Annotated in this window: 18 protein-coding genes; 9 read left to right on the forward strand and 9 right to left on the reverse strand. The window is 71.4% G+C overall.

The window, feature by feature from the left end; all coding sequences use genetic code 11:
• Positions 1–231 precede the first annotated feature (231 nt).
• Entirely contained in the window at positions 232–945 is a 714-nt protein-coding gene (locus ACFWV3_RS06885) for a GntR family transcriptional regulator (protein ID WP_382409123.1), read from the reverse strand.
• 107 nt (positions 946–1,052) lie between these two features.
• Here ACFWV3_RS06885 and ACFWV3_RS06890 point away from each other — a divergent pair, with 107 nt between their 5' ends.
• From ACFWV3_RS06890 to ACFWV3_RS06900, 3 genes are read left to right on the forward strand one after another with little or no spacing between them, the layout of a single operon-like run.
• Positions 1,053–2,030 carry a 2-dehydropantoate 2-reductase gene (locus ACFWV3_RS06890; protein WP_382409125.1) on the forward strand — a complete coding sequence of 326 codons (978 nt, stop codon included), beginning with the start codon at positions 1,053–1,055 and terminating at the stop codon, positions 2,028–2,030.
• Positions 2,031–2,948: a LysR family transcriptional regulator gene (locus ACFWV3_RS06895; protein ID WP_382409127.1), complete on the forward strand. Its 918-nt coding sequence runs from the start codon at positions 2,031–2,033 to the stop codon at positions 2,946–2,948.
• 55 nt (positions 2,949–3,003) lie between these two features.
• Positions 3,004–4,161 (forward strand): NAD-dependent formate dehydrogenase, encoded by a 1,158-nt coding sequence (locus tag ACFWV3_RS06900; RefSeq protein WP_382409129.1) that lies wholly within the window; start codon positions 3,004–3,006, stop codon positions 4,159–4,161.
• Between the two features lie 36 nt (positions 4,162–4,197).
• Here the strand turns inward: ACFWV3_RS06900 and ACFWV3_RS06905 are convergent, their stop codons facing one another.
• Positions 4,198–5,025, reverse strand: a complete 828-nt coding sequence (locus tag ACFWV3_RS06905) for an alpha/beta fold hydrolase (protein WP_382409131.1) — start codon at positions 5,023–5,025, stop codon at positions 4,198–4,200.
• A gap of 87 nt (positions 5,026–5,112) precedes the next feature.
• On the opposite strand from ACFWV3_RS06905, the gene ACFWV3_RS06910 reads away from it, so the two are divergent.
• Positions 5,113–5,688, forward strand: coding sequence for a TetR/AcrR family transcriptional regulator (locus tag ACFWV3_RS06910; protein ID WP_382409133.1), 576 nt, complete (start codon positions 5,113–5,115; stop codon positions 5,686–5,688).
• Here ACFWV3_RS06910 and ACFWV3_RS06915 read toward each other — a convergent pair.
• Positions 5,685–6,257 carry a hypothetical protein gene (locus ACFWV3_RS06915; RefSeq protein WP_382409135.1) on the reverse strand — a complete coding sequence of 191 codons (573 nt, stop codon included), beginning with the start codon at positions 6,255–6,257 and terminating at the stop codon, positions 5,685–5,687. The genes ACFWV3_RS06910 and ACFWV3_RS06915 overlap by 4 nt on opposite strands.
• Positions 6,258–6,691: 434 nt before the next feature.
• On the opposite strand from ACFWV3_RS06915, the gene ACFWV3_RS06920 reads away from it, so the two are divergent.
• The 5 genes from ACFWV3_RS06920 to ACFWV3_RS06940 are packed head-to-tail and all read left to right on the forward strand — an operon-like array spanning position 6,692 to position 13,784.
• Positions 6,692–8,617 carry a molybdopterin oxidoreductase family protein gene (locus ACFWV3_RS06920; RefSeq protein ID WP_382409137.1) on the forward strand — a complete coding sequence of 642 codons (1,926 nt, stop codon included), beginning with the start codon at positions 6,692–6,694 and terminating at the stop codon, positions 8,615–8,617.
• A complete protein-coding gene (locus ACFWV3_RS06925) occupies positions 8,618–10,387 on the forward strand; it encodes an NAD(P)H-dependent oxidoreductase subunit E (protein WP_382409139.1) in 1,770 nt (589 codons plus the stop codon).
• Positions 10,384–11,241, forward strand: coding sequence for a 2Fe-2S iron-sulfur cluster-binding protein (locus tag ACFWV3_RS06930; RefSeq protein WP_382409141.1), 858 nt, complete (start codon positions 10,384–10,386; stop codon positions 11,239–11,241). The genes ACFWV3_RS06925 and ACFWV3_RS06930 overlap by 4 nt, the downstream gene beginning before the upstream one ends.
• A gap of 18 nt (positions 11,242–11,259) precedes the next feature.
• Entirely contained in the window at positions 11,260–12,801 is a 1,542-nt protein-coding gene (locus tag ACFWV3_RS06935; protein ID WP_382409143.1) for an aldehyde dehydrogenase family protein, read from the forward strand.
• A complete protein-coding gene (locus ACFWV3_RS06940; protein ID WP_382409144.1) occupies positions 12,798–13,784 on the forward strand; it encodes an acyl-CoA dehydrogenase family protein in 987 nt (328 codons plus the stop codon). The genes ACFWV3_RS06935 and ACFWV3_RS06940 overlap by 4 nt, the downstream gene beginning before the upstream one ends.
• Here the strand turns inward: ACFWV3_RS06940 and ACFWV3_RS06945 are convergent.
• The 6 genes from ACFWV3_RS06945 to ACFWV3_RS06970 are packed head-to-tail and all read right to left on the reverse strand — an operon-like array spanning position 13,770 to position 21,803.
• Positions 13,770–15,278, reverse strand: coding sequence for a thiopeptide-type bacteriocin biosynthesis protein (locus tag ACFWV3_RS06945; RefSeq protein WP_382409146.1), 1,509 nt, complete (start codon positions 15,276–15,278; stop codon positions 13,770–13,772). The genes ACFWV3_RS06940 and ACFWV3_RS06945 overlap by 15 nt on opposite strands.
• A gap of 16 nt (positions 15,279–15,294) precedes the next feature.
• Positions 15,295–16,776 carry a YcaO-like family protein gene (locus tag ACFWV3_RS06950; RefSeq protein ID WP_382409148.1) on the reverse strand — a complete coding sequence of 494 codons (1,482 nt, stop codon included), beginning with the start codon at positions 16,774–16,776 and terminating at the stop codon, positions 15,295–15,297.
• Complete coding sequence (locus ACFWV3_RS06955; RefSeq protein ID WP_382409150.1) at positions 16,773–18,176, reverse strand: hypothetical protein; 1,404 nt, start codon at positions 18,174–18,176, stop codon at positions 16,773–16,775. Before ACFWV3_RS06955 ends, ACFWV3_RS06950 begins: the two co-directional genes overlap by 4 nt.
• The gene (locus ACFWV3_RS06960; RefSeq protein ID WP_382409152.1) at positions 18,173–19,249 is read right to left on the reverse strand and encodes a hypothetical protein; all 1,077 of its coding nucleotides are present in this window, start codon (positions 19,247–19,249) and stop codon (positions 18,173–18,175) included. Before ACFWV3_RS06960 ends, ACFWV3_RS06955 begins: the two co-directional genes overlap by 4 nt.
• Positions 19,246–21,633 carry a lantibiotic dehydratase gene (locus tag ACFWV3_RS06965; RefSeq protein ID WP_382409154.1) on the reverse strand — a complete coding sequence of 796 codons (2,388 nt, stop codon included), beginning with the start codon at positions 21,631–21,633 and terminating at the stop codon, positions 19,246–19,248. Before ACFWV3_RS06965 ends, ACFWV3_RS06960 begins: the two co-directional genes overlap by 4 nt.
• Positions 21,630–21,803 carry a thiazolylpeptide-type bacteriocin gene (locus tag ACFWV3_RS06970; RefSeq protein ID WP_382409156.1) on the reverse strand — a complete coding sequence of 58 codons (174 nt, stop codon included), beginning with the start codon at positions 21,801–21,803 and terminating at the stop codon, positions 21,630–21,632. Before ACFWV3_RS06970 ends, ACFWV3_RS06965 begins: the two co-directional genes overlap by 4 nt.
• Positions 21,804–22,234: the final 431 nt, after the last annotated feature.

The following is a 22,234-nucleotide window of genomic DNA, read 5'->3' on the forward strand; positions in this document are numbered from 1 at the left end:
GGGCGCGCGGCAGCCGGGAAGGCGCTGCGGCGCGGGACCGCCAGGGCTGTGGCCGTGTCCTCCGGGTACCCACTTCGCGGGCACTCGGCGGGTGAGCTCTCGCGGGTCTCCGTCGACCCCGGCCCTGACGCGATTCAGCATACTGCGTTTTGTATGCAATCCGCCGCCATCGTGTCGCGGATCACCCGTGCGGTACCAAATGACCGAATTGGGTGATCCGAGCGTGATGACTCAGTCGCTCTCCGGAGTCTTCCGGTCGTGGTAAGTCTGGCGGGTCTGCTCCGCGTGGCGGTGCATGACCTCGCCGGCCCGGTCCCCGTCCCCGTCCGCGATCGCCGCGATCAGCTCGGCGTGCTCGTTCCACGAGTCGCGGCTGCGCGGGCGGGCGATCGGGGTGTAGTACCACCGGACCCGGCGGTCGACCAGGCCGATCATCTCGGTGAGGACCTTGTTGCGGCCGATCGCCGCGACGGCCGCGTGCAGGTTGGCGTTCGCCTCGACCAGGCGGTCCACGTCGGCGGTGGCCAGTGCGTCCTCGCCCGCCTTCTGCAGCTTCCTGAGCTGCTTCACGTCCTGGGCGGTCGCGTGCTCGGCCGCGAGCTTGGCGGAGTAGGTTTCCAGCACGCTGCGCACGGCGAGCAGCTGGTCGGCCTCCTCCTCGGTCGGGGTGTGCACGAAGGCGCCCTGGGCGGGGCGCAGGTCGACCCAGCCGTCGGTCTGCAGGCGCTGCAACGCCTCGCGCACGGGCTGCCTGCTCACGCCCAGGTACTCGGCGAGCTCGGCCTCGACCAGGTGCTGGCCGGGGGCGAGGGTGCGGTTGACGATGAGCTCGAGCAGGGCGTCGTAGACGGCCTGGCGCAGCGGTGCCGGCCGTTCGACCCGGCGGCTCGCCGCGGCGCTGAGCGACCCTCTGGGTGCTCGGCGGCCACTGGGCAAAGAGGTCATGTCGTCAGAATACAGCTTTTGGTATGCAAAAAGCACTTCTGGTTGAACATCCGGGGTTGTCCGTATACTGTATGCAATCTTGCCACTGTGGCGGAGCGGGGCGTGACATGAAGATCGCTGTTCTCGGAGCCGGGGCGATCGGTGCCTACGTCGGTGCGGCGTTGCATCGTGCGGGTGTGGAGGTCCACCTGATCGCCCGCGGGGCTCACCTGGAGGCCATGCGGGAGCACGGCGTCCGGGTGCTGAGCCCGCGCGGTGACTTCACCGCGCATCCCCGCGCGACCTCCGATCCCGCCGAGGTGGGCGAGGTCGACTACGTGTTCCTCGGCCTGAAGGCGTACTCGTACGCGTCGTCGGGAGAGCTGCTGGCGCCGTTGATGGGCCAGGACACCGCCGTGATCGCGGCGCAGAACGGGATCCCGTGGTGGTACTTCCACGGCATGACCGGGCATCCGCTGGAGGGACAGCGGATCGAGGCCGTGGACCCCGGCGGGTCGGTCACCGCCGTGCTGCCGATGGAACGGGCGATCGGCTGCGTCGTCTACTGCTCGACCGAGATCGAGTCGCCGGGCGTGATCCGGCACCTGGAGGGCACCCGGTTCTCGATCGGCGAGCCGGACCGCAGCATCTCCCCGCGCTGCGTCGCGTTGAGCGAGGCGATGGTGGCGGGCGGGCTGAAGTGCCCGGTGGAGAAGGACGTCCGCGAGGACATCTGGATCAAGCTGATGGGCAACGTGGCGTTCAACCCGCTGAGCGCGCTGACCCGCGCGACGATGGTGGAGATCTGCGACCACCACGACAGCCGCGACCTCGTGGCGCAGATGATGGCGGAGACCCTGACCATCGCGCGGGCCGCCGGGTGCGACCCGCGGATCTCCATCGACAAGCGCATCGACGGCGCCCGCCGCGTCGGGCACCACAAGACGTCGATGCTGCAGGACCTGGAGGCGGGCAAGCGGCTGGAGATCGACGCGATCATCGGCGCGGTCGTGGAGATCGCCGGGCTGACCCGCGTGCCGGCCCCGACGCTGCGGCACGTCTACGCGGCGATCGACCTGCTGTCGCGCACGTCGCTGGTGTCGTAGTTGTTGCTGCGACAGCTGGAGTACCTCGTCGCGCTGGCCAGGGAACGCCACTTCGCCCGCGCGGCGCAGGCCTGCCACGTCTCCCAGCCGTCGTTGTCGGCGGCGATCAGCAAGCTCGAACGCGAGCTCGGGGTGCCGATCGTGGCCAGGGGCCGCCGGTTCGAGTCGCTGACGCCGGAGGGCGAACGGGTCCTGCTGTGGGCGCACCGCATGCTGGCGGACCGCGACGCGCTGCGGCAGGACCTGTCGCGGATGCGCGAGTCGTTGTCCGGGGTGCTGCGGATCGGCGCGATCCCGACCGCGCTGCCGGCGGCCCCGCTGCTGACGACCCCGTTCTGCGAGCGGTACCCGCACGTCCGGGTGACGCTGGAGTCGTTGTCGTCGCAGGAGATCACGCGAGGCCTGGACGAGTTCGAGCTCGACATCGCGATGACCTACGTCGACAGCTCGGCCCGCGCCCTGCCGTTGTACGAGGAGCGGTACGTGCTGCTCACCCCGGCCGACGAGGAGATCGCCTCCCGGCCGGTCGCGCGGTGGGCGGACGTGGCGGCGCTGCCGTTGTGCCTGCTGACCTCGAAGATGCGCAACCGCCGGATCCTCGACGGCGTCTTCGCCGACGCCGGGGTGCAGCCGGTGCCGGTGATCGAGGCCGACACCGTGGCCACGCTGTGGGCGCACGTGGCGACCAGGAAGTGGTCGAGCGTGATCGCCCATGCGTGGCTGCAGATGTTCGGCGCGCCGGAGGGGATGCGCGTCGTGCGGATCGAGGACCCCCGGCGGGTGCCGCAGATCGGGCTGGTGGCGGGGGAGCAGGTCTCGATGCTGGCACGCGCGATGCTGGGCCTGACCCGCGGCCTGGACGTGCGCGGAGAGCTGGACCGGTTGCTGCACAAGCACCTCGATAGGCGCGACCTATGACGGGATAGGCAGTTTCGCTTGGACGGCAAGGGCTTCCGGCTCCGATGCTGGAGGCATGAAGATTCTCTGCGTCCTCTATGACGACCCGGTGAGCGGCTACCCGCACTCCTACGCCCGTGACGACCTGCCCGCGCTGTCCGGCTACCCCGGCGGCCAGACGCTGCCCACGCCGTCCGCGGTGGACTTCACGCCCGGCCACCTGCTCGGCAGCGTGTCCGGTGAGCTCGGCCTGCGCCCGTTCCTCGAAGGACTGGGCCACGAGCTGGTCGTCACCTCGGACAAGGACGGCGACGACTCGGTGTTCGACCGCGAGCTGGCCGACGCGGACGTCGTGATCTCCCAACCCTTCTGGCCCGCCTACCTCACCGCCGGACGCCTGGCCCGCGCGCCGAGGCTCAAGCTCGCCCTGACCGCCGGCATCGGGTCGGACCACGTCGACCTGGACGCCGCCATCGCGCACGGCGTCACGGTCGCCGAGGTGACCTGCTGCAACAGCATCAGCGTCGCCGAGCACGTGGTGATGTCGATCCTCGCCCTGGTCCGCGACTTCGTGCCGGCGCACCGGATCGTGCTCGACGGCGGCTGGAACATCGCCGACGCCGTGGCTCGTTCCTACGACGTCGAGGGCATGCACGTCGGCACGGTCGCGGCCGGCCGCATCGGCCTGGCGGTCCTCAGGCGCCTGAAGCCGTTCGACGTGCACCTGCACTACACCGACCGGCACCGGCTGCCCCGGGAGGTGGAGGAGGAGCTGGGGCTGACGTTCCACGCGTCGGCCGCGGACATGGTGCCGCACTGCGACGTCGTGACGATCAACGCGCCGCTGCACCCCGAGACCGAGGGCCTGTTCGACGACGAGCTGATCGGGTCCATGAAGCGCGGCGCGTACCTGGTCAACACCGCCCGCGCCCGGATCGCCGACCGGGACGCGGTGGTGCGCGCGCTGCGGAGCGGCCGCCTGGCCGGGTACGCCGGGGACGTGTGGTTCCCGCAGCCCGCGCCGGCCGACCACCCGTGGCGCGCGATGCCGCACCACGGCATGACGCCGCACATCTCGGGCAGCTCGCTGTCGGCGCAGGCCCGCTACGCAGCCGGCACCAGGGAGATCCTGGAGTCGTTCTTCGCCGGCACGCCGATCCGCGACGAGTACCTGATCGTCGACGACGGCAAGCTCGCCGGTGCGGGGGCGCACTCGTACGCCGTCCGGAGCTGACCGGGGAGAGCCGGCGGCCCTCCCCGTTGCGACTCGTCAGCCGAGGAACTCCAGCGCCTGCCGGACGAACAGCTCGGGGTGCTGGAAGAGCGCGGCGTGCCCGGCGCCGGGGTAGATGCTCAGCCGGGCGTCGGGGAGCCGCTGCGCGAGGGTGAACGAGCTGAGCGTCGGCAGCATGAAGTCGTTGTCCCCGTTGACGACGAGCACCGGCTGGCGCACCTCGGCGAGCCCGGCGGGTGAGCCCTGCTCCCACTTCGCCAGCGCGGCGGCCTGGGCACCGACCGTCTCGTTCGTGGCGGCCGGAACCCGGTCGTTCACCCGTTCGCCCAGCCGTGCGGCGAACGCGTCCGCCGCGTCCTGACCGGCCGGGCTCTGCGGGAAGAAGAGCAGGTGCTTGGGGTGCTTGCCCTCGGCCGCCGACCACTCGAGCGCCTGGTGCAGCAACGCCAGCGCGTTCGCCGGTCCCGCGTCACCGGCCGGGGACGTCCCGACGAGGACCACCCGGCGCACGAGAACGGGCTCCCGCTGGGCGACCACCTGCGCGACCATCCCGCCGAGCGACAGCCCGAGCAGGTCGACCCGCTCGAACCCCATCGCGCGCACGAACGCGGCGACGTCGGCCGCCATCTCCTCGACGCTGTCCGGCGTCGTGCCACCCGACCCGCCCACGCCCCGCAGGTCCACCAGCACCACCCGGCGCTGCGCGGCCAGTCCGTCCACGACCGCGGGGTCCCAGTCGTCCACCACGGCGGTGAAGTGGTGCAGGAACACGAGCGGAACCCCTTGGGCGACACCGATCTCGCGGTAGGCGAACGGGGTGCCGCCGACGTCGACGGTGCGCGTGACGGCTGTGGTTGCTGACATGGATGCCTCACTCATGGAATAACGATCGTTATGTAACGGGCGCTATCCTAAGATCATGACCCCGGAGGAAGTCAAGGAGGGGTGGGCGTGCGCTACGCGAAGGACCACAAGGTGCAGGCCAGGGCGGCGATCCTGGCCGCGGCGTCGCGCACGTTGAAGGAGAAGGGCTTCCACGGCGTCGGCGTGGACGGCCTCGCTTCGGCCGCCGAGGTCACCTCCGGCGCGATCTACTCCCACTTCGGGAGCAAGGAGGGCTTCCTGGAGCAGGTGATCCGCAGCTACGTCAGCCCCGAGTTCGAGGCGTTGAAGGTCGACGACGTCGGCGAACGGCGCGGCAGGCTCATCGCGCTCGTGCGCAGCTACCTCAGCGAGGAGCACTGCGAGGGCGTCGCCGACGGGTGCGTGCTGGCGGCCCTCACTGTGGACGTGAGCAGGGCCGGCGAGTCGGTGCGCGCCGCCTACCAGCTGCAGATCTCCCGGATGGTCGCCCTGGTGGTGCCCGCCATGCCCGGCGACGAGGAGGAGCGTCGGCGGCGCGGGTGGGCGCTCGTGGCGGCGCTCATCGGGGCGGTGTCCGTCGCGCGGGCGCTGCCTTCCGGGGTGCATCGTGACGCTGTGCTGCAAGCGGCGCTGCGGTCGATCGAGGACTCGATCAACGGCTAGGCCTTCGGCCACACCCGGACGGCGAGGACGATCGCGGCGCTCGGGCTTTGCGAGCCCACGTTCGAGCTCTTGAGGCGGAACCAGCCGTACTGGCCGCCCGAGGTGACGAAGCAGTACTGGGATCCAGGCGTGGCCGGGAAAACCGAGTCGGCGGTGTTCTTCCTGGTGCGAATGGCTTCCGTGCACCGCTGCTCAGCCAGTTGCTCGTGACCTTGGTCAGCGGCGAAGCCTCCTCCGTTGGCGTAAACGGAGAACTCGGTGAAGTGCAGATCCAGGTTGCCGTTGGCGCCCTCGGAGACCTCGGCCTCGGTGTCGGCGGCGTCGAGGTCGATGCCAGTGCCGCGGACCAGCCGGACCTCCCTGGTCGGCGAACCGCTCACCTGGGAACTCGTCCGGGCGGACGGGGTCGCCACATCGCTCTGAGGCGCCGCCGGTGACTCGCCCGCCGAACCGCGCGGCACGGCGTTCCACACCGTGATGCCGACGATCATGGCCAGTGCGATGCCCACGACCACGCCGATTCCACCCGTGCTGATCTTCGTGGACCGCGAGTTGTCGGTGTTGCCCATGGAGGCGTTTCCATGGATGTCGGCCGCCTGAAAGGCAGTTCCGGAACCCCGCACCCGTGCGTGGTTGCCGAACTGCGTGCCATCTGGTCCGGTCATGGCCTGCTCTCGTCGTCATCTCCGGTCGAACAGAGAGGCGATCGGAGTTCGCTCGCGCAACGTTTCACCACCCGGAGGCACCGATCGCCGCACAGGTGCCTGGCCTGCGGAGGCGCTGGAAAATTCCGGCTGGCAACGATTTCGTGGCCGATGCGTCCGGCGGGCCCGATTCGATAGACGCCGTCTATGGCCTGATAGGTGACGTCACTTGGACACGGGAGCGGTCGCGTACGGATCCTGGAACCACTTCTGCCGCGCCGGCGGTGACTCACCCGAAACTGCGACAGGGGCTAGCGCGTACAGAAGATTGCATACAGTATGTAGGCAGGAGGTGCGTCATGAGCAGGCGGAAGAAGACCGAGCCCTACGTGCGACTGACCCGGCCGTTGGTGCGCGACGCCGGCGTCCTGCGTCCGGCCACCTGGGACGAGGCGCTGGACAAGGCAGCAGAGGGCTTCCGCAGGAACGTGGCCGCCGGGGGACCGGACGCGTTCGGCATGTTCTCCTGCGCGCGGGCCACCAACGAGATGAACTACATGGCCCAGAAGTTCACCAGGGCGGTGATCGGCACGAACAACGTCGACTCGTGCAACCGCACGTGTCACGCGCCGAGCGTCGCCGGGCTGGCCAAGGTGTTCGGCAGTGGCGGCGGGACCTCCTCCTACCAGGAGATCGAGGACGCCGACCTGATCGTCCTGTGGGGCTCGAACGCGCGGGAGGCCCACCCGATCTTCTTCCAGCACGTGCTGAAGGCGGTCAACAAGGGCGCGAAGCTCTACGTCGTCGACCCGCGGCTCACCAGCACCGGCAAGTGGGCGGACAGGTGGTTGCGGCTCAACGTCGGCACGGACATCCCGCTCGCGCACGCCATCGCGCGCGAGATCATCGTGTCCGGGCTGGTGAACCAGTCGTTCATCGACCGCGCGACCGAGGGCTACCGGGAGTTCGCCAAGGCCGTCGAGCCGTGGACGCTGCCGGTCGCGGAGCTGGAGACCGGGGTGCCGGCGGAGCTGATCCGCGAGCTGGCGCACGCCTACGCCAAGGCGGACCGCGGTCAGCTCAGCTGGACGCTCGGCATCACCGAGCACCACAACGGCACGAACAACGTGCTGAGCCTCATCAACCTGGCGCTGCTGACCGGGCAGGTCGGGCGGTACGGGGCGGGGCTCAACCCGTTGCGCGGCCAGAACAACGTCCAGGGCGGCGGCGACATGGGCGCCATCCCGGACCGGCTGCCGGGGTTCCAGGACATCACGAACCCCGAGGTGGCCAAGAAGTTCAACGACGCGTGGGGCTCGAACTTCAAGGCAGCCAAGGGCTGGAACCTCACGCAGATGCTCGAGGCGATGGAACGCGGCGACATGACCACCGTGTACATCATCGGCGAGAACCCCGTGCAGTCCGAGGCCGACTGCGAGCACACGATCAAGCGACTGTCCAACTTGGACCACGTCGTGGTGCAGGACATCTTCCTCACCAAGACCGCGCAGCTCGCGCACGTGGTGCTGCCCGCGGCCGCCGCGTGGTGCGAGACGGACGGCACGTTCACGAACAGCGAGCGCCGGGTGCAACGGGTCAGGAAAGCCCTCACCCCACCGGAAGGCGCCCGCGACGACATCGAGATCATGGGTGAGATCGCTCAAAGGCTCGGTGCGAACTGGGAGCACAAGACCGGCCAGGACGTCTGGGACGAGCTGCGCAGCCTGTCGCCCATCCACACCGGCATGACCTACCAGCGGCTCGAGGAACTGGGCGGCATCCAGTGGCCGTGCCCCAGCGAGGACTCGCTCGAACCGAGCTTCCTGCACGGCCGGTTGTGGGAGGACGACCCGGTGAAGCGCGGCATGCCCGCGTCGTTCTCGCCGGTGCCGCACAGCCCGCCCGTCGACGAGCTGACGAGTGAGTTCCCCTTCCGCCTCACCACCGGCCGCAGGCTCGACTCCTACAACACCGGCGTGCAGTCCCACGGGTTCGAGTCGCCGCTGCGCGTCGGCGAGACGCTCGACCTGTGCCCGCAGGACGCGGCGGCGCTCGGGGTCGTCGCGGGCGAGGAAGTGCAGATCACGTCCCGGCGCGGGCAGATCCAGGCACCGGTGCGGATCGACGACGGGCTCACCCCGGGGTTGGTGTTCATGACCTTCCACTTCCCGGACGAGATCGACGTCAACGTGCTCACCATCGAGGCGACCTGCCCGATCGCGGGCACCGCCGAGTACAAGGCCGCGGCCGTCCGCGTCGACAAGCTTCCGGTGAAGGTGGGCTGAGTGGACCTCAAGCTGCTCGACATCGAGCCATCGGTTGCCGAACGCGTCGTCGTCGACCTGTTCGCCGGTCTGGGCCGGGACCAGCTGCTGCCCGCCCTGCACGCCGTGAACGACCGGGTCGGCTGGATCAGCCAGGGCGCGCTGAACCACCTCTGCCGCGTCCTGCACGTGCCGCCGGCCGAGGCGTACGGCGTGGCGAGCTTCTACTCGTTGTTCTCGCTGACCGAACGGCCGGCGAGGGTCGTGCACGTCTGCGTCGACCTCGCCTGCCAGGTCAACGGCGCGAACGCGTTGTGCGACAGGCTGACCGACGAGCTCGGTCCCGCGGGCGCGCGGAGCGGCTGGCTGCGCAGCCCCTGTCTCGGGGTGTGCGAGGAGGCTCCCGCGGCACTGGCGTTCGAGGCGGGAGAGGTGGCGACGGAACAGCTCCTGGCGCCTGCCCACGCCGGTGAGGTGATCGCGGTGGCGGCTGCCGGTCCCTCCCACGCCGGTGGTGCCCGCGCGGAGGTGCCGCAGGCCGGTGACCCCGGCCTGCGGCTGCTCAAGCGGGTCGGCGTCGTCGACCCGGAGTCGCTCGACGACTACCGGGCGACGGGCGGCTACCGGGCGTTGCGCACGGCCCTCGCGCTCGGACCGGCCGGGGTGATCCGCGAGGTCTCCGATGCCAAGCTGATGGGCCGCGGCGGCGCGGCGTTCCCCACGGGGCGCAAGTGGGACGCGACGGCACGCCAGCCCGTGCGCCCGCATTACCTGGTGTGCAACGCGGACGAGAGCGAGCCGGGCACGTTCAAGGACCGGCTGCTGATGGAGGGCGACCCGTTCGCGGTGGTCGAGTCGATGACCATCGCGGCGTTCGCGGCCGGCTGCTCGCGCGGCTACCTGTACCTGCGCGGCGAGTACCCGCGGGCGTTGCACCTGCTGCGCAACGCGATCGCGAAGGCACGCGAGCGGAACTTCCTCGGCGAGAACATCATGGGCGTCGAGGGGTTCTCGTTCGACATCGAGATCCGCCGCGGCGCCGGCGCGTACATCTGCGGCGAGGAGACGGCGATCTTCAACTCCATCGAGGGCTTCCGCGGCGAGCCGCGGTCGAAGCCGCCCTTCCCGGTGGAGCAGGGGCTCTTCGGCAAACCGACCGTCGTCAACAACGTGGAGACGCTGGTCAACGTGCCGGTGATCCTCACGGAGGGGTGCGAGGCCTACCAGAGCCTCGGCACCGAGGGCTCGACGGGGCCGAAGCTCTTCTGCCTGTCGGGCAACGTGAGTCGTCCGGGCGTGTACGAGGTGCCGTTCGGCACCACGCTCGGGGAACTCCTCGACCTGGCGGGTGGCGTGCCGCCAGGCCGGGAGCTGCGAGCGGTACTGCTCGGCGGGGCGGCAGGCGGGTTCGTCCGCCCGGACGAGCTCGACCTGCCGCTCACCCTGGAGGACGCGCGGGCCGCGGGCACCACGCTCGGCTCCGGTGTCGTGCTGGTGCTCGACGACACGGCCGACCTCGGCAGCTTCCTGCTGCGCATCGCCGCCTTCTTCCGCGACGAGTCGTGCGGGCAGTGCGTGCCGTGCCGGATCGGGACCGTGCGACAGGAGGAAGCGCTGCACCGGTTGGTGGGCAAGCGCCCGCTGAGCACGTCGGCCGCCGATCTCCAGCTGCTGCGGGAAGTCGGGCAGGTCATGCGCGACTCGTCGATCTGCGGTCTCGGGCAGACGGCCTGGAACGCCATCGAGTCAGCGCTCGACAGGCTGGGGTACGCCAGGGAGGCAGCATCATGACGATCGTCGAGATAGGACTGCCGAAGCGGCTCGTCGAGCTGACGCTGGACGGCGAAAGCGTGCGCGTGCCGGAAGGTGCGACGATCCTGGACGCGTGCACGGCGGCGGGGAAGTCGATCCCCACCCTCTGCTACGGCGACACCCTGAAGCCCGCAAACGCTTGCCGCGTCTGCATGGTCGAGGTCGAGGGCTCGCGGACACTCGTGCCGTCGTGCTCCCGCAAGGCCGAGGCGGGCATGGTCGTGCACACCGACTCCGAACGCACGAGGCACAGCCGCAAGCTCGTGCTCGAACTCCTCGGGTCCGCCACGGACCTCTCCACCACACCGCACGTGGACGAGTGGATGTCGGCGTGCGGTGCCGACGCCTCCCGGTTCGGTCCCGACGCCGAGACCACACTGCAGCCGACCATTGTGGACAACCCGTTGTACGTCCGCGACTACGGCAAGTGCATCCTGTGCTACAAGTGCGTGGACGCGTGCGGCGACCAGTGGCAGAACAGCTTCGCCATCTCGGTGGCGGGGCGCGGGTTCGACTCGCGGATCTCCACCGAGTTCTCGGCCCCGCTGCCCGAAAGCGCTTGCGTCTACTGCGGCAACTGCATCGAGGTCTGCCCGACCGGGGCGCTGAGCTTCAAACGCGAGCACGACAAGCGCGAGGACGGCACCTGGGACGAGGAAGCCCAGACGCAGACCACGACCATCTGCACGTTCTGCGGTGTCGGCTGCAACCTCACGCTGCATGTGCAGGACAACGAGATCGTCAAGGTCACCTCACCGCACGACAGCACCGTCACGCACGGAAACCTGTGCATCAAGGGCCGGTTCGGCTGGCAGCACGTGCAGAACCGCTGACTTCGGAGGGCGCGTGAGATGTCATTGATCCTCAAGCCCGGGGCGTCCTGGGACGACGTGTACTCGCAGTGCGTCTCCGCCGCACCGGAAGCGTTCCACGAAGACCGGCTGCTCAACTACCTCGGTGGTGAGTGGAGCCGCGCCGGTGAACCCATGCCCGCCACCACCCCGGTCGACGGCTCCACGATCGCGGGCCCGCCGTTCCTCGACTTCGACGTCGCGGGCCGCGCGGTCGTCGCCTCCGTCGAGCAGCACATGCGATGGCGGGAAGTGCCTCTCGCGGAACGCAAGCGGCGTGTGTCCGATGCACTGGACGCGTTGACCGAGCACCGCGACCTGCTGTCGTTGCTGCTGGTGTGGGAGATCGGCAAGCCGTGGCGGCTCGCGACGGCCGACGTCGACCGCTGCATCGAGGGCGTGCGCTGGTACGTCGAGGAGATCGACGCGATGCTGGCCGGGCGGACGCCGCTGACCGGCCCGGTGAGCAACATCGCGTCGTGGAACTACCCGATGAGCGTGCTGATGCACGCGATGCTGGTGCAGGCGCTGGCGGGCAACGCCGTGATCGCCAAGGCGCCGACCGACGGCGGCGTCAGCTGCCTGACCCTGGCGACGGCGCTGGCCGTGCGGTCGGGGCTGCCGTTGACGCTCGTGTCGGGCAGCGGGGCCGAGCTCGCCCCGGTGCTGGTGGGGTCGTCGTTCCTGGGCTGCGTGTCCTTCGTGGGCGGCCGGGACGTCGGCAGCGCGATCGCGGCGCGGCTGGTCGACTCGCAGCGGCGGCATGTCCTGGAGCAGGAGGGCCTGAACTGCTGGGGTGTCTGGGAGACCGACTCGTGGGACGTGCTCGGCACCCAGATCCGCAAGGCGTTCGACTACGGCAAGCAGCGCTGCACCGCCTATCCGCGTTATGTCGTGCAGCGGTCGCTGTTCGACAAGTTCCTCTCGGTGTACTTGCCGGCGGTGCGCGAGGTGACGTTCGGGCACCCGCTGGCCGTCGCTTCTGCGGACGACGAGCTGCCGTCGCTGGACTTCGGGCCGTTGATCAACGACGCGAAGGCCAAAGAACTGGGCGACGTCGTGGACGAGGCCGTCCGGGCCGGTGGGGTGCCGCTGTACCGGGGAACGCTCGGCTCCGGCCGGTTCCTGCCGGGCCAGCAGACCGCCGCCTACCTGGCGCCCGTCGCGATCCTCGACCCGCCGCGGTCGTCCGTGCTGCACCACGCGGAACCGTTCGGGCCGGTCGACACGATCGTGCTGGTGGACACCGAGGCCGAGCTGCTGGCGGCGATGAACGCCTCCAACGGCGCTCTCGTCGCTTCGCTGGCCTGCGACGACGAGGCGACCGCGCGGCGGTTGAGCGCGGACGTCCAGGCGTTCAAGGTCGGCATCAACAAGCCGCGGTCGCGAGGTGACCGGGACGAGGTCTTCGGCGGACGTGGGGCTTCGTGGCGCGGTGCGTTCGTCGGTGGCTCGTTGCTGGTGCACGCCGTGACCGAAGGGCCGCCCGACGAACGGCCGTACGGCAACTTCCCGTCCTACTCGCTCTACCCGCCCACGTGACGTACCGGGCGGACCTGCTCCGCATCATCCAGACCGTGGTGGCACCCTCCGCCGCGGACGTCGACCAGCAGGCCAGGTTTCCCCGCGCCGCACTGAACGCACTGGGCGCGCGGGGCCTGCTGGGCATGACGATCTCGCGCACGGTCGGCGGCGGAGGCCAGGACCTGCGGTCGGCGGGCCGCGTGGTCGAGCACGTCGCCCGTGTCTGCGGCGCAACGGCTTCGGTGCTCCGCTCGCACTACTCGGCCGCCGCCGTGCTGGACCGCTCGGGTCCGCACCGGGTGCGCGCGGAGATCGCGGCCGGGCGGCACCTGGCCACGTTGGCGGCCTTCGGTTCCGGCGGCGAGGTGTCCACGCACGGCGACGTCGTGCAGGTGCGGGGGCGCAAGAGCTGGGTGATCGCGGCGGGCGAGGCGGACAGCTACGTCTGGTCGTGCGGCGCCGAGCTGTGGCTGGTCCCGGCCCAGGCGCCGGGCCTGCTGGTGCCCGCCGACCACGCCGGGATGGGCCTGCGCGGCACCGTCGCCACCTGCGTGGAGGCCGACCCGGTGCGGGTGCCGGCGTCGAACCGGCTGTGGTCGGAGGAGCTCGCGTTGCCGTGGTTCCTGGTGCTGGGCGCCGCCGTGTCGCTGGGGTTGATGGAGGGCGCACTGGCGGCGGCGCTGGGACATCTCGGCGGCGGCGATCCGCGCACACGGGCCGATCTGGCGCGGATGCGGTTGCGGACCGACTCCGTGCGGGTGCTGTACGACGACACGCTCTCGGCGGTGACGTGGCACCCGGAACGGTCGCTCGACCGCGTGCGGCTGCTGGCGGTCACCGCCACCGAGGCGGCGGTCGCGGTGACGGACCTGGCGATGAAGGTGTGCGGGGACGCGGCTTTCCGCCGTGACCTGGGGATCGAGCGCCGGTTCCGCGACGCGCGCGCCGCGGCGGCGATCGAGCCGACGGTGGACGTGCTGCTGGACTCAGTGGCGATCTGAGGCGAGCGGCAGGAAGTAGACGAGCGCGTCGTCCACGCCGTCGAGCCCGATGACGTCGTGGGCGAGGTCGTCGTAGAACCCGCCGACCAGCCCGGTGCGGACGCGGTGGTGGGCGGCGGTCACCGTGAGGTTCTGGGCGAGGTGACCGGCCTCGGTGAACGCGAACCGCAGGGCGCGCAGGCCGTAGGTCTCGCGCAGCATGCCCAGCCGGACGTAGAGCGCGAGCACGGCGGGGGTCTCGGCCAGCTCGGTCGTGCCCGCGCCGAACCACATCGACGTGGCTTCGAGGTCCTCGACCGACGGGGCGTCGCCGAGGCGGACCAGGGTCTGGTTCGTCTCGTCCACCTCGTACCGGCCCGGCGCGAGTCCGTTGACGTCCAACGCGATCAGCCGGATACGAGCGCAGTAGCGGGCGCCGGCGCTCGGGTACGGCCTTCTGCCGTCGGTGGGGGACATCGCGGTCCACAGCAGGGTGCCGAGCTGGGTCGCGGTGAGCGTGCCCGACAGTTCCCGGCTGGTGCGGCGGGCGCGGAAGGCCGCGGCGAGCATCTCGTCCACTGTGGACTGCAACGGTGTCGCCGGCAGCCAGGGCGCGACCTGCGCCACCGGCAGCGGCTTGCGCGGCAGCTGTTCGGTGAAGCCCGGCAGGAACTTGCTCGCCTCCAGGTAGCGGCGGTCGGGGGCGGTGGCGCCGTCGTCGTGGAAGCCGGTCAGGCCGGTGGGGGACAGGGCGGCGGCCGCGGTGGTCCAGCAGATCATGCGTTCCTCGTTGGGGCTGATGCCCAGCCGGTTGAGGAGCATGTGCAGCTGCGAGGCCCAGACGTGGGGGAGCCAGGTCCCGAGCTTCTCCCGCGCCGCGCGGATCTCGTCCACCCAGTGGGCGGTGGCGCCGGTGGGCTCGCGGTGCCACCGGTCGGCCAGGTCCTGGCCGCGCTGGGAGAGGAGCTGGTGGGCCGCGATGTGCGAGCCGATGGTGGGCGCGGGTGCCCACTCGCTGACGGTGCGCCAGCCCGTGCCGAGGGTGCGCAGCCAGGACGCGGCCTGGGGCAGGTCCAGGTCGAGCGCGGTGGCGGTGGCCATCGTGAGCTGGAGGGCGGCGGACAGGCGGGCGCTGTCCGTGCGGGCTGCCTGGAGGACGGCGACGGCCACCTCCGTGCTGCGGCAGAAGAGTTCCTCGGCGACGGGAAGTGCTTCGGGGCCGCCGTAGCGCGCGGTCTCCGGGACGTACTCGACCTCGCGGACGTCGCCGTGCGGGAGCCAGCCCGGTTCGTCGTCGGTGGTGGCGAAGTCCTGGGCGGCGATGAGCTTCGTCAGCTCGGCCCGCAGGTCTCTCGGGTCGCCCTTGATCCGGACGCGCAGGTGCGGGCCGGACTCCCAGTAGCGCAGGAAGAACCACTCGTGCCCGGCCATGGCGGGAGCGAGGGCGTCGGCGACGAACGTGTCTACGTCGCCTCGTTTCCAGTTGACCCTGCAGTGCAGGCCGGTCCAGGTCACAGCTGCTCCAACGAGGTCAGGGGAACGGGTGGGGGTGCGGGTTGCGCAGCTCGGCCAGCCGGGGCAGGCCGTGCGTGCGGCGCTGGAGGTGGCCGAACGTCATGGGCAACGTTCCCGGCACGAGGACCTTCGCCGAGTACAGCCCCAGCCGGTTCGCCGTCACCGGGTCGGTCTGGTCGACGGCGATGATCTCCAGCTCGCCGGCGTAGCGGTCCAGGAGTTCTTCGAGGCTGGTGTGGTCGCGCTCGTCGGCGAGTTCGGTGGTCTCGTCGCCCACCAGGAAGGCGTGGCGTGCGGCGGCTTCCGGGAGCGTGTTGACCGCGACGTGGTCGTTCATGGTTCTGACCAGGGCCGGGTCGTCGAGGAGACGGCGGAGACGGTCCTCGCTGTGGTCGGCGGGGTGCGCGCGGACCCGGTCGGCGAACGACTCCACGTCCACGGCCACCTCGACGGCGGCCGACCGCAGTGCCTGGAGCGGGTCCGGGCTCGCTCCCGCGGCGAAGAACGCCCTGGGCAGGTCGTCGTCCGTCCTCGCCAGGCTGATCACGGCCGGGATGCCGAGATCGGTGGTGGCGTCGAGGAACAGCAGCTCGTAGCCGCGTTCCTCGAGCCGGTCGGTGAGGTGGTGCAGCAGCGGGTCGTCCGGGATCTTGATGCGCTTCAACGGCGAACCGGAGTACCAGGCCAGGAGGAACGCGTCGCGTTCGGCGACCTCGAACAGGCCGTGCAGGACGGCCTCGGTCAGGCTGTTGCCCAGGCCGCAGCCATTGGACGTCTCGTACAGGAACCGTTGCTCCGGCAGGGTTTCCGCGCCGTAGTACGCCACCTGCTCGGGAATCAGGACCGGTTTTCCAGCGCTGTAGGACCACGCCTCCGTCCAGCGGAAGCGGAGATCCGGGGTGTAGCGTTGCTCGAAGTCGCACAGTCCCAGGCGGCGTGGGTCCAGCGCTCGGTCGCCGAGTTCGGTGCAGGACGCTTCGACGCCCGCACGACGTGGGCGCAGGCCGTTGCGGCGCTCGATCGCCTCGAAGATCGCCACTCGTTCGGCCTGGTCGAAGGTGCTCGTGCGGCCGTACCCGGCGAGGTGGTGGTCCAGCTCGGCGGTGACCGTCGCGAGCGGCAGGTGGCCCGTGCGGAAGAGCCCGCTGACCGGGCCGTAGCGGTGGTCCACGAACGACCGCAGGGTGCCGAGCGTCGCGAGGTCGTTGGCCGACCGCAGGGCGTTCGGCTCGATCGTCGTGTCCGGTGGTGCTGCGGCGGGTGCGCAGCAGGTGAGCTCGTGGGTGGAGACGAGCCCCAGGTCGGTGCGGATGGCGATCACGGTGTGCGGCTCTGGCTGCAGGAGGTCTGTCAGTGGCGTGAACGCCGGCGCGATCAGGCCGCCGACGACGGCCTGGGGTGGGGCGCCGTTCACCGCCAGCCGTGCTCGTTCCGCGTGCTCGGCGCACGCCTCGTCGGTCGGCCCGATGAGGACGAGGGAACCGTCGGTCGTGGTCATCGACCGTCCACTGTGTACGCGACGAGTCCGGCGGCGGTGAGCTCGGGGTCGAGCGCGAGCGGGGTGATCCGGATCCCGGGCAGTCCTTCCAGGGCGCGGTGGAGCTTCTCGTCCTCGGGGCCGGCGACGTGCGCCGTGCCCTCGCGGCCCGCCTGGGCGTGACCCGTGGCGGCGAGCGCGGCGAACGCCACCGCATCGGCAGCCGTCGCCTCGACCGACCAGGCCAGGACCCGTTGTCCCTGGCGGACTTCGGCCCGGTAGGCGTCCGGTGCGAGCTTGCGGACGTCGACCACGGCCGGCTGCCGGAAGCGCCGGGTGAGCGCCTTCCACCACCGGCGGGCGGTGCGGTCGGTGGTCCACTCGTCGGGGTCGGCGGGCTCTCCGCCGAGGTGGCGGGCGGCGAGCCGGAGGGCGGCGCCGCGGGCGTGGTGGTCGTCGACGCCGATCACACCTTCGCACTTGAGGGCGTGCAGGGCCGCGTCGAGCCGGGCGGCGTCGGCGGTGGTGCCGATGCCGAGGGTGTCGCCCGACAGCGCGAGGCTGACCGGGGTCTGCGGGAGTGCGCCGAGCCGCGGGGTGTCGACCGGGCCGAGCTCTTCGTCGGTGAGGGCGTCGAAGGCTTTCCTCGGGTCGTCGAGGGGCGTGCCGGTGAGCAACGGGTGGTAGGTCGATCTAAGGGGATCGGTGCGGGCGACCAGAACCAGGTCCGAGTCGTCCAGGCCGATGAGGGCGCAGGTCAGGCGGTGCACCGCGGCCGCGCCGACCAGGGCGGCGATCACCTCGCCCGGTTCGCCGATCAGTCCCAGTCTGGCGACGATGCGGCTGGTGACTTCAGTGTCGAACGAAAGTGACGTCTCCGTGGTGGGGAGGACATAACCCACCTCGGTTCCACAGCCCGCCTGGACGGTGAAGTCCCCGGCCTGCACCCGGACCTCGTCGGCGCTGGTGACGTTCGCCCTGACGAGCAGTCCCGCCACGACCGCCGAACGCACGATCGCTTCCGCCAGCGGTCCGCTCCCGGTCACCGTCGTCACCCCGGCGCGCAGTCGTCGCCACGCCTCGACCGGGTCCGGCGCCACCGACTCGAGCCAGGCCGCGACGTCCGGCCCGGGACCGTCGGCACCCCACGGTTCCGACAGCGAGACCAGCATGTCGTGCTCCCGCAACTGGTCCAGGAGCAGCTCGACCGCCGCCCGCACCGCCGGAGCCGTGTCGTCGGGGACCGCCAGCGCGTCCGGGTGGAGCCCGGCGGAGAGCTGCGGGGCCAGACGTTGCCAGACCTTCCACAGGCCCGCACCGCCCGTGATCGTGCAGGACGACGTCCAGCCGCGCAGGTGCAGGCCGTCGGCGGTCCGGGTGGCGCGCACGACCGGGCGCAACCGCACCAGCACGGGCCTCACCCGGCCTTCGGCAACGCGGCGAACTGCTCCTGCCAGGTGGTGCCGCACACCTGCTGAGCGGCGCGGCTCAGCAGGTGCGCGGCGGCATAGCGCTCCATCGGCGTCACGTCGCAGATGGCCAGCAGTTGGTAGAGGACGTTGGTGCCCAGGCGGTAGACGGTCATGTTGCGCTTGATCGCGGGGTCGGTGAGGTCGGCGTTCCACAGGGCCGTGTGGTACTCGCTGAACGTCGTGCGCTCGCCGTAGTTGTAGCGGCGGACGGTGTCGGGGTCGCCGATCTCCCACGCGCGTTCCCCGTGCCGTGGGTTGACCTCGTCGAGCTCGCCGGCGTCGTAGGAGGCCTCGGAGGCGAGGCGCAGGGAGATGGTCCAGGTCTGCCAGGCGGCTTCGAGGCGCGACGTGGGGTGACCGAGCGCGACGCCCGAGACCAGGGCGCAGGCGGCTTCGGAGTGCGTGTCCCACATGGCGTCGAGCTTCGCGCGCACGGACCCGGTGGGGTCGCCGGCCAGCAGGAAGTCCTCGACGTGGGAGAGGAACGAGTGGTAGCCGTACCGCAGGCCGCCGGGGTAGCGGCTGGCGTGGACGGCCATCGCGGTCAACGCCAGCGTCGCGCGCGGCACGTCGAGCGACTCGCGCAGTGCGGGCAGGCCGAGCCGGAGTCCTGCGAACCGCAGGGAGATCTGCGCGTCGGGGAGCAGTTCTCTCAGCCGGTCCACCGACGTGGGTTCGACGCGCACGGAGTTGTTGGGGTGCAAGGGTGTGAACGGCGGCAGCAGCAGCTCGGCGACCGCGGCGGACCGTGCGTGGGCGAGCTGGGCGTCCTCGGACAGTTCCACTGTGGACGGAGTGGCGGTGACGTACGACCGGAGCAACGTCGCCAGCAGCAGCGCCGCGTTGTCCGCCGACGGGCCGAACAGGCGCACTCTCACGTGCGGGCCGTGCAACCAATGGCGTTCGACGTGGCCTGCGACGTCCGGGAAGGACGCCGTCACCGCGGCCAGTGCGGGCAGGACGCCGTCGCGCAGCAGTGGCGCCTTGATCGGGTCGTGGTAGGTGCAGACGACGTCGGTCATCCGGCCCTCCGGTAGGTCTCCGCGATCACCTCGAGCACCTGGCCCGACGGCACCGGCAGCGCCTCGGTGAACCGCACGCGGCCGGGGTAGCGGGACAGCAGCCGGGGCAGGCCGCGCAGGTGCAGGGCGTTGGTGAGGTCGAGGTACTGCGGTTTCGGGCCGTTCACGCGGGCCTCGAAGTCCTCGCGCGAGGTGATCTCGCCGCCCATGCCCGCGAACAGCTGGGCAGGGAGGCCGTGCCGGGCGCGGAACGCCGTCACGTCGGCCACGCCGGCCAGTTCGGGGGAGGCGAAGTCCCACGAACGGCGGGCCAGCAGCACGTTCTGGTAGCGCAGCCGGTCCGCGACCCGCACGCCGGAAGCGTCGGTGACGGGCTGCAACGGCGTGAGGTCGGCGGCACCGCAGGCGAGGTCGGCGTGCAGGGCGGCGGCCCGGTCGGGCAGCGAGACCGGCATCAGGTAGCCGAGGTACAGCACGTCCACGACGGCGCCGGAGTCGCGGCGCCGCACCCGCAGCTCGTCCTGCTCCTGGTCGTGGAACACCTCGAACGCGTCCGGCGTGTGGTCGGCCCAGCGCGGGTCGTCGCCGATCTCCGCGCGGCCGAGCAGCGGGTGCAGGTTCGGGTTGAAGCCCTGCACCGGGCGGTACTCGGCGAACCCGCGCGGGAACACACCGTCCAGAGTGGCCCGGACCGTCGCGTAGGCCTCGGGCGGCAGCAGGTCGAGGAACCGGCCGGGGAAGCGCCCGAAGCCGTCGTAGACGTGGTTCACCACGAGTCCGTCGTCGACCGGCTGCGCGAAGAACGAGTACGAGACCGGTCGCGTCTTCATCCACGCCGGCAGCAGGTCGGCGGCGGCGTCGACGGCCTCGTCGGTGATCACGCCGTCCCGCACCAGGTCCGCGACCTGCGCCCGGCTGGCACCGAGGCCACCGGTCGGCGCGCCGGACATCGCCGCGTGCAGCAGGGGAGCGCAGGCGGCGAGCCGCGCGGAGCCGCCGCGGCCGAACTCCTTGACGAACCGGTCGCGCGAGTCCCGCCGGACCGCCAGGTGCCGGTCGAACAGCATCAGCAACGGCGTCAGCGCGGCCAGCGACCGCACGCCGTCGTACCCGTGCCTGCGGCCGAGGCGAACGGGCTGGGGCAGCACGACGTCCTCGCTCAGCGGCGTCACGCCGCTCAGGTCGGCGCCGACGAGCGTGCCCAGCGACTCCCACTCGGCGAACAGCGCGGCGAGTGCTTCGGGACGTTCGGCGGCGTCGAGGTCGGCGAACGCCGCCGTGGCGCGGTGGATCGCGACCACCCGGTCGGCGATCCCGCCCCGGCCGGTGTCGCGCAGCCACGAGGCCAGCGCGAGGCAGGCGAACGGGTCCTGCGGGTCGACCGGCAGCACCGGGACCAGCAGCTTGATGTCGAGCAGCAACGCGACGTACCCCTGGGCGCGGTCGCCCTCGCCGTCCGGCAGACGGGTCGCGAGGGCGCTGGCGAGCTCGGCCGGGCTGATCCCCTTGGGGTTGGCGGCGGTGAGGCCGACGAGGAACCGCAACGGCGGGCTCGACGCCAGTTCGACGGTCTCCTCGATGCCGACGGACGCGCGCAACGGCCCCGTCGCCGGGACGTCACGGCGGAACCGCGTCCGCGACGACTCCTCGTGCACGTCCGGCGCGAGGCGGTGCGGGTGGTCGAAGAGCAGCGTGCGGTCGGTGACCAGCGCGGCGACCAGCCGGGTCAGCAGCACCTGGTTCACCCGCGTGACGGCGACCGGCGTGCCCCAGTCCGGCGCGGGGGCGTCCGGCGACCACGTGGCCCAGCCGACCGACGCGTACCAGGACAGGGGACTGGTCTTCGCGGTCGCGCGCAGGGCGTGGCGCAGCACGGACGGCTCGGCCTTGCGTGCCCGGCGGTCGTCGCGGCCTGCCCTGGCGAGCCCTTGCCACAGGTCGCGCCCGTTCAGCACGGCGGCCCGCCGCAACGGCTCCTGCGCGCAGACGTCCGCGAGCACCTCGCGTTCGGCTTCGAGCGCCTGCGGGAAGAGCGCCTCGGCTTCCGCTTGCAGCGCTTGTCGTTCGTCGAGCACGCGGAACCACGTGCCGAGCAGCGGAATCCGCTCGACCAGCTCCTCGGCGGCAGCGCGCAGGGCAGGACGCGGCGTCCGTCCGTTGTGGACGTCACGGCGCAACGGCAGCACCACCCGCCGGGGCCCGCCGCTGTCGTGCAGCAGCGCGCTCAGCGGACCGGCCAGCGCGAGCAGCTCGCTCTCCCTGTTCGCCAACGCCTCCACCACCCGCCGGAACGGCGCCGCACCCGCGGCGCCGTCCGGGTGCGGCAGGGCGGCCAGACGCACGAGTGCGTACGGCGCGGCTTCTCCCTGCACGCGATCGGTCATGCGGACGGGAGCTGGGGCTGAACGCAGCTGCTGCACGACGAGCTGCCGCAGGAGCACGACGAGGCCGCGCCGGACGCACCGGACTCGGGCAGAGCCGCGGAGTCGCGCATCGAGGTGACCGCGAGGTCGCCGAGTTCCAGGTCGTCGAGGTCGAACGAGAGGTCCTTCATGCCGTGTCCTTCGCATTCAGTTGTGTCGAACCGGCCGGGGGAGAGGCCGTCCGGACACGGTGGCAAGGCGCGATACGGCACGGATCGCGCCTTGCTTGATCGGAGTGGGGCGCGCGGCGGTGGTGGGCGGCCCGGTCAACTCGGCCCGCTGCGGATTCACGCCAGGAGGGAGTGCGCCACCCGCCCCTGCTCAGCGCAGCCCGCCCTTGTCGCCCGCCCCTGTCGCTCGGCTCGGTCAACTCGGCTCGCCCCGCGCGCTCGGTCCACCCTGACCCGGCCCGCCTCGGCCCCAGCCCACCCAGGCCCCGGCCCGCTTCGGCCTGCCCGGCTCCGGCCCGTCTCCGCCCTGGCCCGTCTCCGCCCTGGCCCGTCTCCGCCCTGGCCCGTCTCCGCCCTGGCCCGGCTCCGCCCGGCCCGGCTCCGGTCCACCC

The sequence above is a fragment of the Lentzea sp. NPDC059081 genome (genome assembly GCF_042738015.1).
GTDB lineage: Bacteria > Actinomycetota > Actinomycetes > Mycobacteriales > Pseudonocardiaceae > Lentzea.

Bases quoted from the DNA above. Each gene is read 5' to 3' on its own strand.
- ACFWV3_RS06960 (WP_382409152.1), bottom strand. From the start codon at position 19,249: ATGACCGACGTCGTCTGCACCTACCACGACCCGATCAAGGCGCCACTG.
- ACFWV3_RS06915 (WP_382409135.1), bottom strand. From the start codon at position 6,257: ATGGGCAACACCGACAACTCGCGGTCCACGAAGATCAGCACGGGTGGA.
- ACFWV3_RS06885 (WP_382409123.1), bottom strand. From the start codon at position 945: ATGACCTCTTTGCCCAGTGGCCGCCGAGCACCCAGAGGGTCGCTCAGC.
- ACFWV3_RS06965 (WP_382409154.1), bottom strand. From the start codon at position 21,633: ATGACCGATCGCGTGCAGGGAGAAGCCGCGCCGTACGCACTCGTGCGT.
- ACFWV3_RS06905 (WP_382409131.1), bottom strand. From the start codon at position 5,025: ATGTCAGCAACCACAGCCGTCACGCGCACCGTCGACGTCGGCGGCACC.
- ACFWV3_RS06890 (WP_382409125.1), top strand. From the start codon at position 1,053: ATGAAGATCGCTGTTCTCGGAGCCGGGGCGATCGGTGCCTACGTCGGT.
- ACFWV3_RS06900 (WP_382409129.1), top strand. From the start codon at position 3,004: ATGAAGATTCTCTGCGTCCTCTATGACGACCCGGTGAGCGGCTACCCG.
- ACFWV3_RS06930 (WP_382409141.1), top strand. From the start codon at position 10,384: ATGACGATCGTCGAGATAGGACTGCCGAAGCGGCTCGTCGAGCTGACG.
- ACFWV3_RS06950 (WP_382409148.1), bottom strand. From the start codon at position 16,776: ATGACCACGACCGACGGTTCCCTCGTCCTCATCGGGCCGACCGACGAG.
- ACFWV3_RS06920 (WP_382409137.1), top strand. From the start codon at position 6,692: ATGAGCAGGCGGAAGAAGACCGAGCCCTACGTGCGACTGACCCGGCCG.
- ACFWV3_RS06935 (WP_382409143.1), top strand. From the start codon at position 11,260: ATGTCATTGATCCTCAAGCCCGGGGCGTCCTGGGACGACGTGTACTCG.
- ACFWV3_RS06970 (WP_382409156.1), bottom strand. From the start codon at position 21,803: ATGAAGGACCTCTCGTTCGACCTCGACGACCTGGAACTCGGCGACCTC.